General features: G+C 67.8%; 11 protein-coding genes. 5 read left to right on the forward strand and 6 right to left on the reverse strand.

Annotated features, from left to right (window positions below; genetic code table 11):
* Positions 1-169: 169 nt before the first annotated feature.
* Both glyS and glyQ read right to left on the reverse strand, forming a co-directional pair.
* Positions 170-2,245 carry a glycine--tRNA ligase subunit beta gene (gene glyS / locus ACX9OW_RS15025; RefSeq protein ID WP_111187174.1) on the reverse strand — a complete coding sequence of 692 codons (2,076 nt, stop codon included), beginning with the start codon at positions 2,243-2,245 and terminating at the stop codon, positions 170-172.
* An 85-nt stretch (positions 2,246-2,330) separates the two neighbouring features.
* Complete coding sequence (gene glyQ / locus ACX9OW_RS15030) at positions 2,331-3,242, reverse strand: glycine--tRNA ligase subunit alpha (RefSeq protein WP_459062445.1); 912 nt, start codon at positions 3,240-3,242, stop codon at positions 2,331-2,333.
* 83 nt (positions 3,243-3,325) lie between these two features.
* On the opposite strand from glyQ, the gene ACX9OW_RS15035 reads away from it, so the two are divergent.
* From ACX9OW_RS15035 to ACX9OW_RS15045, 3 genes are read left to right on the forward strand one after another with little or no spacing between them, the layout of a single operon-like run.
* Positions 3,326-5,161: a GspE/PulE family protein gene (locus ACX9OW_RS15035; RefSeq protein ID WP_111187173.1), complete on the forward strand. Its 1,836-nt coding sequence runs from the start codon at positions 3,326-3,328 to the stop codon at positions 5,159-5,161.
* Positions 5,133-5,879 carry a glutamine amidotransferase gene (locus tag ACX9OW_RS15040; protein WP_053517686.1) on the forward strand — a complete coding sequence of 249 codons (747 nt, stop codon included), beginning with the start codon at positions 5,133-5,135 and terminating at the stop codon, positions 5,877-5,879. The genes ACX9OW_RS15035 and ACX9OW_RS15040 overlap by 29 nt, the downstream gene beginning before the upstream one ends.
* 49 nt (positions 5,880-5,928) lie before the next feature.
* Positions 5,929-6,840, forward strand: a complete 912-nt coding sequence (locus ACX9OW_RS15045) for a BPSS1780 family membrane protein (RefSeq protein WP_053517685.1) — start codon at positions 5,929-5,931, stop codon at positions 6,838-6,840.
* Between the two features lie 43 nt (positions 6,841-6,883).
* On the opposite strand, the gene tatC is transcribed toward ACX9OW_RS15045, so the two are convergent.
* The 4 genes from tatC to ACX9OW_RS15065 form a co-directional block, all read right to left on the reverse strand.
* Positions 6,884-7,633: a twin-arginine translocase subunit TatC gene (gene tatC / locus ACX9OW_RS15050; RefSeq protein ID WP_010482410.1), complete on the reverse strand. Its 750-nt coding sequence runs from the start codon at positions 7,631-7,633 to the stop codon at positions 6,884-6,886.
* Positions 7,630-8,115, reverse strand: a complete 486-nt coding sequence (gene tatB / locus ACX9OW_RS15055) for a Sec-independent protein translocase protein TatB (RefSeq protein ID WP_065181400.1) — start codon at positions 8,113-8,115, stop codon at positions 7,630-7,632. The genes tatC and tatB overlap by 4 nt, the downstream gene beginning before the upstream one ends.
* 15 nt (positions 8,116-8,130) lie before the next feature.
* Entirely contained in the window at positions 8,131-8,358 is a 228-nt protein-coding gene (gene tatA, locus ACX9OW_RS15060; protein ID WP_053517682.1) for a Sec-independent protein translocase subunit TatA, read from the reverse strand.
* A gap of 75 nt (positions 8,359-8,433) precedes the next feature.
* Positions 8,434-9,327 carry a lipid-binding SYLF domain-containing protein gene (locus ACX9OW_RS15065; RefSeq protein ID WP_053517681.1) on the reverse strand — a complete coding sequence of 298 codons (894 nt, stop codon included), beginning with the start codon at positions 9,325-9,327 and terminating at the stop codon, positions 8,434-8,436.
* Positions 9,328-9,493: 166 nt separating this feature from the next.
* On the opposite strand from ACX9OW_RS15065, the gene hemH reads away from it, so the two are divergent.
* Together hemH and ACX9OW_RS15075 are read left to right on the forward strand one after the other, a co-directional pair.
* Positions 9,494-10,456: a ferrochelatase gene (gene hemH / locus ACX9OW_RS15070; protein ID WP_164150559.1), complete on the forward strand. Its 963-nt coding sequence runs from the start codon at positions 9,494-9,496 to the stop codon at positions 10,454-10,456.
* Positions 10,453-11,307 (forward strand): alpha/beta fold hydrolase, encoded by an 855-nt coding sequence (locus ACX9OW_RS15075; protein WP_459062446.1) that lies wholly within the window; start codon positions 10,453-10,455, stop codon positions 11,305-11,307. The genes hemH and ACX9OW_RS15075 overlap by 4 nt, the downstream gene beginning before the upstream one ends.
* Positions 11,308-11,437: the final 130 nt, after the last annotated feature.

Below are 11,437 nucleotides of genomic sequence, written 5' to 3' on the forward strand. Positions count from 1 at the left end.
CAACGTGACGATGCGAAATGCATCACGCCTTCAGGCATCGGTTGTTAAGTGGCGGTCAAAATACGCGTTACCGACATCATCCGCATGATGTCGGTAACGCCGGGCCATGCCCGGTGGCTCCTTCCGGTACCACACCGCGCACTCGCCGGGCGCGCCCCGGCGCAACCACTCAGCTCGACAGATGCTCGATCGCGGCGACCTTGCCCAGTCGCTCGCCCAGCAGGGTCAGCAGCGCCAGGCGATTGCCGCGAAGTGCGGGGTCTTCGGCATTGACCATCACACCATCGAAGAATGCATCGACCTGCGGGCGCAGGCGGGCCAGGCGGGCCAGCACGGCCACGTAGTCCTTCTGATGCAGGCTGGCGCCCGTGTCGTCGATGGCGGCGGTGACGGCTTCGGCCAGCGCACGCTCGGCCTCCTCCTGCAGCAGCGACGGGTCGATCTGGCCCGGAATGTCGCCTTCAGCCTTACGGAGGATGTTGCGGATGCGCTTGTTCGCGGCGGCCAGGGCCTCGGCCTCGGGCAGCGCTGCAAACGTGCCGATCGCGTCGAGGCGGCGATCGAAGTCGTACAGCGACGCCGGCTTCAGTTCGGCAACCGCGTTGAAGTGGGTGGCCGGCACGCCCTTGTCGGCGTAATAGCCCTTCAGGCGATCCAGGATGAAGTCGTACAGCTCACCCACATCGGCCTGCACGCCACGCGCCGCCAGGCCCTGGTTGGCGCTGGCCAGCAGCGCGCGCAGGTCCAGCTCGAAGCCACTCTCGATGATCGTACGGGCCAGGCCCAGTGCGTTGCGGCGCAGGGCAAAGGGATCCTTGTTGCCGGTCGGCTTCAGGCCCGCCGCGAACCCGCCGGCCAGTGTGTCCACACGCTCGGCGATGGCCAGCACCTTGCCCAACGGCGACAGCGCGATGTCATCGCCACCGAAGCGCGGCTGGTACGCCTCGTCGAGGGCCAGCGCCACGTCCGGCGATTCTCCGCCCGCCACCGCGTAATGGCGGCCGGCGATGCCCTGCAGTTCCGGGAACTCGTTGACCATGCGCGACTGCAGGTCGTTCTTGGCCAGCTCCGCGCTGCGGCGGGCCTGCACCGGATCGGCACCCACCTGCACGGCAACCGCTTCGGCCAGCGCCGCCACGCGCGCGACCTTGTCCGCCACGCTGCCCAGCTTGGCCTGGTAGGTCACGGTCTTCAGGCCCTCGCCCATCGCGGCCAGCCCCTGCTTCAGGTCTTCATCGAAGAAGAACTTGGCATCGGCGAAGCGCGGGCGGATCACGCGTTCGTAGCCCTTGGCCACTTCGGCCACATCCTTCGACTCGATGTTGGCGATGCCGATGAACTGCTCGGTCAGCGTGCCCGCGTCATCCAGCACCGGGAAGAACTTCTGGTTGATCTCCATCGTTTCGATCAACGCTTCCTGCGGCACGGCCAGGAAGGCGCGCTCGAAGCTGCACAGCACTGCCGAGGGCCACTCGACCAGGTTCACCACCTGCTCAAGGTTGTCCTCAGTGATACGCGCACTGCCGCCAGCCTTGCCGGCGGCGGCTTCGACCTCGGCGACGATGCGTGCGCGGCGCTCGGCCGGGTCGACCAGCACATGGGCCGCGCGCAGCGATTCGACGTAGTCCTGCGGCTGGGTCAGCCACACGGTCTTGTCATGGTGGAAGCGATGGCCACGGCTCATGCGGTCGGCCTTGAGGCCGAACAACTCGGCCGCGACCACGTCCTTGCCGTGCAGCAGCACCAGCCAATGCACCGGCCGCGCGAAGCCCCACGGGTGGTCGCCCCAGCGCATCGGCTTGGGGATCGGCATGGCGGCGATGGCCTCGCGCAGGATCTCGGGCAGCAGATCGGCGGTGCTCGCGCCCGGCGTCACCGCGCGATGCACGAAACGCTCACCCTTGTTGTCGGTGGTCTTCTCCAGCGCGGTCCAGTCGATGCCGGCCTTGGCGGCGAAGCCCTGCAATGCCTTGGTCGGCTGGCCTTCGGCATCCAGCGCGATGTTCAGGTACGGGCCCAGCACTTCGCTGTGCTGCTCCGGCTGCTCCAGGCCGACGCCCGGCAGCAGCACGGCCAACCGGCGCGGGGTGGACAGCGGACGTGCATCGCCCGTGTCCAGCGCAATGCCGCGCTTGCGCAGGCCTTCGACAACACCGTCGAAAAACGCCTGGGCCAGGCCCGGCAGCGCCTTGACCGGCAACTCCTCGGTGCCCAGTTCGATCAGCAGGGGGGACAATTGGCTCATCGGTTCGATCCTGTGGTGGGGGGCGCAGCGCGCAACGCGTCCGGCGCCCCGGGGTGTGATGAAAAGCAGGGTGGGAGAGCGGCCGTCAGGTTTTCTTCGCGCCCGGGAAGCCCAGCTTCTCGCGCTGCTCGTAGTAGGCCCGGGCCACCGCCTGGGCCAGCGCACGCACGCGCAGGATGTAGCGTTGGCGTTCGGTCACGCTGATGGCGCGGCGGGCATCCAGCAGGTTGAACGTGTGGCTGGCCTTCATCACCTGCTCGTAGGCCGGCAGCGGCAGGCCCACTTCGACCAGCTTCTGCGCCTCGCGCTCGCAGGCGTCGAAGCGGTGGAACATTTCTTCCACGTCGGCATGCTCGAAGTTGTAGGTGCTCTGCTCCACCTCGTTCTGGTGATAGACGTCACCGTAGGTCACCGGCTGCCCGTCCGGCCCGTAGGTCCACACCAGGTCGTAGACGTTGTCGCAGTTCTGCAGGTACATGCACAGGCGCTCGAGACCGTAGGTGATCTCGCCCAGCACCGGGCGGCACTCCAGGCCACCGGCCTGCTGGAAGTAGGTGAACTGGGTCACTTCCATGCCGTTGAGCCAGACCTCCCAGCCCAGGCCCCAGGCACCCAGGGTCGGCGACTCCCAGTTGTCCTCGACGAAGCGCAGGTCGTGCACCAGCGGGTCGATGCCCAGCGCCTGCAGCGAATCCAGGTACAGCTGCTGGATGTTGTCCGGCGCCGGCTTCATCGCCACCTGGTACTGGTAATAGCGCTGCAGGCGGTTCGGGTTCTCGCCGTAACGGCCGTCGGTGGGACGGCGCGAGGGCTGCACGTAGGCCGCGTTCCAGCCTTCCGGACCGATCGCACGCAGGAAGGTCGCCGGGTGGAACGTACCGGCGCCCACCTCCAGGTCGAGCGGCTGGATGAGCACGCAGCCCTGCTGGGCCCAGAACTGGTTCAGGGTCTGGATCAGGCCCTGGAAGGTGATCGGAACGGTCGGGGTCGCGGACATGCGGACGATTCTTGGCCGGCAAGGGGGTGCGCTAGTATAACGGCCGACCTGCGGGGCATTCCGTACCCGGGAGGAGCAGGCAGATGGAACATCGGCTGCCGGCGGGCACGCCCGGCGAGCCCGGCGCGGTACCGCTGCCGTGGGGCCGCCTGCTGTTTGAACAGGTCTCGGCCGCACTGCTGGCCGATGGCCTGGTGGCCGGGCAGGACCGCGAGCGCGTGCGGTTTTCCGCGCAGGGCGCCCGCAACGCCAGTGAAGTCCATCCGCTGGTACTGCTGTCCAACCTCAAGCTTGCCGCCAGCGATGGCGGCGAACTGACCCTGGAACGCCTCACCGAGTGGCTGGCGCGGCGCACCGGCACCCGCTACCTGCGCATCGACCCGACCCGCGTCGATGTGGCGGCGGTCACGGCCCTGGTTTCGCACGCCTATGCGCGCCGCCATCGCTTCCTGCCACTGGCGGTGGACGCCGAACGCGTGCTGGTGGCCACCAGCGAACCGCTGGTACAGGAATGGCGCCGCGACCTGCAGCACCTGACCCGCCGCCGCATCGAGCTGGCCGTGGTCAATCCGCTGGACCTGCACCGCTACACCATGGAGTTCTACGGCGTCACGCGCTCGGTGCGTGGCGCGCGCGGCGACGTGCGCGGCGAGGTGAACACCGCCCTGCCCAGCTTCGAGCAGCTGGTCGAGCTCGGCCGCACCGGCGACGTCAATGCCGACGACCAGCACATCGTGCACATCGTCGACTGGCTGCTGCAGTACGCCTATGAGCAGCGTGCGTCGGACATCCACCTGGAACCGCGCCGCGACATGGGCCGCATGCGGTTCCGCATCGATGGCGTGCTGCACAAGGTGTTCGAGGTGCCACCGGCGGTGATGACCGCCGTGGTCAGCCGCATCAAGGTGCTGGGCCGCATGGACCTGGCCGAGCGTCGCCGGCCGCAGGATGGCCGCATCAAGACCCGGTCACCGGGTGGGCGCGAGGTGGAAATGCGCCTGTCGACCATGCCCACAGCGTTCGGCGAGAAGTGCGTGATGCGCATCTTCGACCCGGATGCGGCGTTCAAGAGCATCGACCAGCTGGGTTTCAGCCCGCAGGAGGCTGCCGGCTGGAACGCCCTGGTCGAGCGTCCGCACGGCATCGTGCTGGTGACCGGCCCGACCGGCTCCGGCAAGACCACCACCCTGTACTCCACGCTCAAGCGCCTGGCCACCCCGGACGTGAACGTGTGCACGGTGGAGGATCCGATCGAGATGATCGCGCCGGAGTTCAACCAGATGCAGGTGCAGACCAACATCGACCTGGACTTCGCCAGCGGCGTACGCACCCTGCTGCGGCAGGATCCGGACATCATCATGATTGGCGAGATCCGCGACCTGGAAACCGCGCAGATGGCGGTACAGGCGTCGCTGACGGGCCATCTGGTGCTGTCCACCCTGCACACCAACGACGCCCCCTCGGCCATCACCCGCCTGCTCGACCTGGGCGTGCCGCATTACCTGCTGGCCTCCACCGTCAACGGCATCCTCGCCCAGCGCCTGGTGCGCACCCTGTGCCCGCACTGCAAGCAGCCGCATACGCTCGGTGCCGCCGATTGGGCGGTACTGGCTGATAGCCATGCCGCATATCCAGATGCCGCCACGCCCTGTCGGCCGGTCGGTTGCCTGGAGTGCCGGCGCACCGGTTTCCTCGGCCGCATCGGCCTGTATGAGTTGCTGCCATTGGGTTCGCGGCTTCGCGCGCAGATCCGCGCCGACATGGATCTGGCCGGTTTCAGCCGTGCCGCCCGTGCCGAGGGCCTGCGGACCCTGCGCCAGGCGGGGCTTGAAAAGGTGGCGCAGGGGCTGACTACAATCGAGGAAGTCCTGTCTGTCCTGCCGCCCCCGGATGAACCCAGCGCCCTTCCTGATTCTTGAAACCGGCCGTCCAGTGCCCTCGCTGCGTCGTTATGGGCGTTTCCCGCACTGGATCCGCGTCGCCGCCGGCCTGGAAGAACACGAGACGGTGGTGGTCGATGTCGAGCACGGCGGCGTCCTGCCCGACCCGCGCGCGTTCGCCGGGGTGATGGTGACCGGCTCGGCCGCTTTCGTCACCGACCACGCCGACTGGAGCGAGCGCAGCGCGGCGTGGCTGCGGCAGGCCGCCCACGATGACGTGCCGGTGTTCGGCATCTGCTACGGGCACCAGCTGCTGGCGCATGCGCTGGGCGGCGAAGTGGCCTACAACCCGGCCGGACGCGAGTCGGGCACCATTGAACTGGAGCTGCAGCCGCAGGCAGCACAGGACCCCCTGTTCCAGGGGCTGCCGCAGCATTTCGCGGCACACGCGACCCATCTGCAGACCGTACTGCGTGCCCCCGAGGGGGCCGCCGTGCTGGCACGCTCGCCGCAGGATGGCTGCCATGCCTTCCGCTGGGGCCGGCAGGCGTGGGGCGTGCAGTTCCATCCCGAGTTCGCCACCCACCACATGCGCGGCTACGTGCGTGCGCGGGCTGACTGCATCGGCCGCCACGGTGGCTGCGCCCGCAGCATCGAGCGCGCGGTCAGCGCCGCCCCCCTGGCCCGGCAGCTGCTGCGCCGTTTCGTCCGCCAGGCGCGGCAGTCTTCAGCCCAGCCGGCGGCAAAACAGGGATAATCGGCGGCGCGGGTACTGCCCGCTCCCCTTCTGTCCTCTCCGGATGTCCATGAAAGAGATTCGCAAGCTGCCGGCCTCGGCGGGCGCCCAGTGGTTGCTGGATACGTTCTCCCTGTACCGGCGTGCACCGCTGCAGCTGGCGCGGATCGGCCTGACCTGGATGCTGGTCAGCTGGGTGGTCACCCTGCTGTCCACCCTGGTGCCCGGCGCGCTGGGCCTGGCCGTGCAGCTGATGACCCTGGCCGTCTCGCCGATCATGTTCGGCGGCATGCTGTACGCCATGGGCGAGATCGACGATGGCCGGCCCGGCCTGGTCACCCACCTGCTGCAGCCGATCCGTGACCACCGCGTCAGCCACCTGCTGGTGCCGCTGGCGATCCAGGTGCTGGTGGTCCTGCTGCTGGGCGTGCTGCTGTACCTGATGATCGGTCGCGAAGGCTTCGCCGCCTTCAGCGACGTCATGGCACGGATGGAAGAGATCGCCCGCAGCAACCAGCAGGTCAGCCCCGAAGCCGCCGCCGAACTGGTCGCCCAGCTGCCGGCCACGCGCATCGCACTGTGGATGCTGCTGGTGTTCGTGACCGCCATCGCCCTGACCCTGGCGATGTTCACCCAGCCAGCGCTGGTGGTGTTCGACAAGCAGAGCGGCATGCACGCGCTGCGCCTGAGCCTGCAGGGCTGCATCGAGAACATCGCGGCGATGGCGGTGTTCGCTGTGCTCGGCGTGATCGCCGCCTTCTGCGGCTACATCCTGTTCGTGATCGTGATCCAGATCGCGATGCTGCTGGGGGGGCAGATGGTGGCTGTGTTCATCGCACAGCTGCTGCTGACCACCGTGGTGATGCCGCTGTACGTCGGCGCGGTGTATGCCGCCTGGAAGCAGATGTTCGTGCACCGTGGCAGCCGTGGCGCTCCGCCGGTTCCGGCCACGCCGCCGGCGAACGACGTCTTCCACGCCTGAGCACGCCCAACGGTAGCGCCGGGCCATGCCCGGCGCTGCCGCATCACGCGGCGGGCTTCTTCACCACCGAGGACGGCACCAGCCATCGCGCGGCATGGATGCCCAGTTCGTACAGCAGGCACATCGGGATCGCCAGCATCAGCTGCGAGACCACGTCAGGCGGCGTCAGCACGGCCGCCACCACGAAGATGCCCACGATCGCGTAGCCACGGCCCTCCTTGAACTGCTGCGGCGTCACCCATCCCAGCAGTACCAGGATCACCATCGCCACCGGCAGCTCGAAGCTGCCACCGAAGGCGAAGAAGATCGCCAGCACGAAATCCAGGTAGGCGTTGGCATCCGGAGTGATCGCGATCACATCGGGGCTGAAGGTGGTGAGGAAGTGGAACACCGCCGGCAACACCAGGAAATACGCGAAGGCGCAACCGGTGTAGAAAAGCAGCACCGACGACACCAGCAGGGGCACCGCCAGGCGTTTTTCGCGGGCATACAGTCCCGGCGCGACGAAGGCCCACAACTGGTACAGCAGCCACGGCACCGCCACGAACAGCGCGACGAAGAAGGTCAGCTTCAACGGAGCGAAGAAGGCGCCGGCCGGGTTGGTGGCGATCATCGTCTGGCCGTTCGGCAGCTGCGAGACCAGCGGTTCGGCCAGCGCGTTGTACAACTTCTGGGTAAAGGGCAGCAGTGCCAGCAGCACCACGCCCAGGCCCAGCAGCGCACGCACCAGGCGGCCGCGAAGCTCCACCAGATGCTCAACCAGCGAGCTCTCGCCGAAATCCTGTTCGCTCATCGGCCGCGCTCCTCGCTCTGCGACGCTGGCACCGGACGGGTGTCGTCTACATCCGCTGCGGATGCAGCGGACGCCCCGCCGGCATCGGCCGCAGTGCCGTCGCCCATGGACGCGGGAGGTGCAGCCTGCTGTGCCTGGCTGACATGCGGCGGCAGGTCCGCCGGCGCCGGTGCCCGCGTCTCCTGCGCCAGCGCATCACCCTGCTGCTGTGCCTGCGCGGCTTCGCGACGGATCGCCTCGCCGCTGGCACGCAACTGGTTCTCGGTGTCCTGCATGCCCTGCCGCACGTCCTGCATCTGCCGCTTGATCTCTTCGGCCTGCAGTTCGCGCTCCAGTTCCTGTTTCACCGAGTCCCACTGATTGCGGGCACGACGGACCCACAGGCCGGCAAAACGGGCCGCCTTGGGCAGACGCTCGGGACCGAGCACCACCAGGGCGACCACCGCAATGACCAGCAGTTCGCTGAAGCCGATATCAAACACCGCGACCGCTCCGGATCAGCGTGCGTTGCGGTCGTGCTCGTCCTGCGCGGTGCGCGAGGCGTCCTGGCTGCGCGTCTCATCGCCCAGCTGCGCGTTCGGCTTGTCCTCGTCGCGCATGCCCTTCTTGAATTCCTTGACCGCCGAACCGAGGTCCTTGGCGCCGCTGGTCAGACGCTTGGTGCCGAACACCAGCAGGACGATGGCCAGCACGACCAACCAATGCCAGATGCTGAAACTGCCCATAAAGACGCTCGTTACGTTAGTGATCAGGCTGTCGAGCATAGCGCACCGGCCGTTAGCCGGCGCGCGTGACGAAAGTCAGTTCCCGCCCAGCGTCTCCGTGCGGATTTCGCCTTCATTGACCGGCTGGAAGCCCTGCTGCTGTGGCGGCGGGTTCTGCGGCACGTTCTGCAGGGGCGCGGTGGTGGCTTCCGCCGGGACCGCCGGGGCTGCCTGAACAGGCGGCGGTGCGACCGTCGGCGCCGGAGCCGGGCGCGAGGCCGTGCCACCATTGCCACCGCGGTTGTTGCGCGCGGCATAGGTCGCCTCCTCCAGGCGATCACGGAAGGCGACCACATCCATCGACGGCGCACCTGCTGCCCGGCCCTCGAAGATCATCCGCGGCGTGGTGTTGCTGCCATAGGCGTCAAGGTTGGCGGCATCGTCGATCTGCAGCACCGCACCGTCCAGGGCGACGCCGGCGAACAGGCCACGCGCACGCGACCACGACCAGATTTCGGCCTTGAGCTGGCCGTCGGTGGCCGCGGCCGCATTGCGGCCGACCGGACCGGCCGCCACACCGGCATCGGCGCCCAGGGTGAACTTGCCGTTGACCAGGTTGTCCAGGCTGCGGTCGTTGCGGAACACCAGCACCACGTCCGACGACTGCACGCCGGCCTGGAAGCCAATGCTGCCGCCGGTGAGCTTGACGAAGACCGGGTTGGACCAAGCGCCGTTCGGCATGCGGACCGACATCAGGCCATGGCCACGGCGGCCACCAATGACCAGGCCTGCCTTGATCGTGTCGGGAATGACGATGACCGCGCGGCCTTCGTCGAGCAGTTTGTCCGGAATCCCCTGTTCAGGGATTTCCTGGATTTCAGCCAGCACACGCACCGCGTTGCGGGCGCGCTGGTCTTCCTGCGGCCCGGCCATGGCCTGGCTGGACAGCAGGCTGGCGGCGATCAGCAGGGCTTGGATCGGGCGACGCATGGCAGGCTCCAGAAGTCAGTCCATAGGAAGATATAGCAAGTGACTGAAATTAGTAGTGTTGTGATGAATCGGCAATGAGCGTCATCGGTCCCGCATCGGAGATGACTATGCCTGCGATGCAGATCCTGCATCCCGATACAGCGGCAGATCGGCGACAATGAGACCCATGCTCGACGCACCCGATACCGCCGTGCTGGCGGTCAACCTAGGCACGCCCGAGACGCCGACGGCCCCCGCCGTACGCCGTTACCTGGCTGAGTTCCTGTCCGACCCGCGCGTGGTGTCGATTCCGGCGCTGCTGTGGCAGCCGCTGCTGCGCGGCCTGATCCTGCCATTGCGCAGCGGCCGCTCGGCCGCCAAGTACGCCCAGGTCTGGCTGCCCGAGGGCTCGCCGCTGATGGTCCATACCCGGCGGCTGGCGCAGGCGATGCAAGCTCTGCTGCCGACCCTGCGCGTGCGCCATGCGATGCGCTATGGCGAACCCGCATTGACCGCGGAACTGGACCGGCTGGCGGCGGAAGGCGTGCGGCGCATCGTCGTGCTGCCGCTCTATCCCCAGTATTCGACCACCACCACCGCATCGGTGGAGGATCGTGTCGATGCCTGGCAGCGCAGGAATCCGGGCATCACGGTCAGCCTGGTACAGGACTACTCGGTCGACCCGGACTGGGTCGCAGCCGTGGCAGCCTCCATCCAGCGCTACTGGCAGGCGCATGGCCGTGGCCAGATGTTGATGTTCTCCTTCCACGGCATTCCACAGCGCCTGGCCGATGGCGGTGATCCCTATCCGCAGCGCTGCGAGGCCAGTGCGCAGGCGATCGCCAATGCGCTGGGCCTGGAACGGAGCGAGTGGCAGCTCGGCTACCAGTCGCGTTTCGGGCGCGAGCGCTGGTTGCAGCCGTATGCCGAACCCAGCCTGTGGGCGCTGGCCGAGGCCGGCGTGAAGCAGATCGACGTGGTCTGTCCCGGCTTTGCCACCGACTGCCTGGAAACGCTGGAAGAAGTCGAGATGGGATTCACTGAAACCCTCGCCGAACGCGGCGCACGGATGCGTTACATCCCCTGCCTCAACGATGGATCCGAGCACGCGCGTGCCTTGGCACGGCTGGCCGTGGCCTCGCTGGCATGAGCCTGCAGGGGTTCGAACTCGAGGTCGGCGGCGCGCGCGTGGCCGGCCTGCGCAATCACGGGGAGGGCCCGCGTGTGCTGGCCCTGCATGGGTGGTTGGATAACGCCGCCAGCTTCGTGCCACTCGCGCCGCATCTGCCCCATCTGGATCTGGTGGCCATCGACCTGCCTGGCCATGGCCACAGCGCCCATCTCCCGGCCGGCGCCAGCTACACCACCGCTGCCGCGATCTGCCACGTCCTTGACGTGGCCGACGCGCTGGGCTGGGAGCACTTCAGCCTGCTCGGCCATTCGATGGGTGCGGGCATCGCCAGCCTGACGGCGGCGGTCAGTGACCGCATTGAACGCCTGGTCGCCATCGAAGCGCTGGGCGGCCTGCGGGGACCGGAAGAGGACACCGCGGATCGGCTGCGTGAGCATGTGACTGCCACGCGCGCGCTATCGCGCAAGCAGCTTAGGGTCTTCCCCGATCTTGCCGCGCCAATCCGCGCGCGGATGATGACCAACCAGCTCAGCGAAGGCTGCGCGCGCCTGCTGGTCGAGCGCGGGGTCGAGCCTGTGGAGGGCGGCTATCGCTGGTGCAGCGATCCGCGCTTGATGCTGCCCACCGCCATCCGGCTCAGCGAGGGCCAGATCGACAACCTGCTGCAGGCCATCGCCTGCCCTACGCAGGTGATCTACGCGACTCCCGCGCAGTCGTACTATCCCGAGCCGATGCGCAGCGAGCGACTGCAGCACCTGCGCGACGGGCGCCTGGCCGTGTTTCCGGGCAACCATCACCTGCATATGGAAGCGCCCGCCCAGATCGCGGCACTGATCCAGCCGTTCCTGGGACACGGCAGCGCCGGCTGAAACATCGGCTGCTGAAACGCATAAAGAAAAACCCCGCTGCGTGAGCAGCGGGGTTTTGGGTATAAACCCTGGCGATGACCTACTCTCGCATGGCTTGAGCCACACTACCATCGGCGCAGCTGCGTTTCAC

Source organism: Stenotrophomonas genospecies 5 (assembly GCF_054473825.1).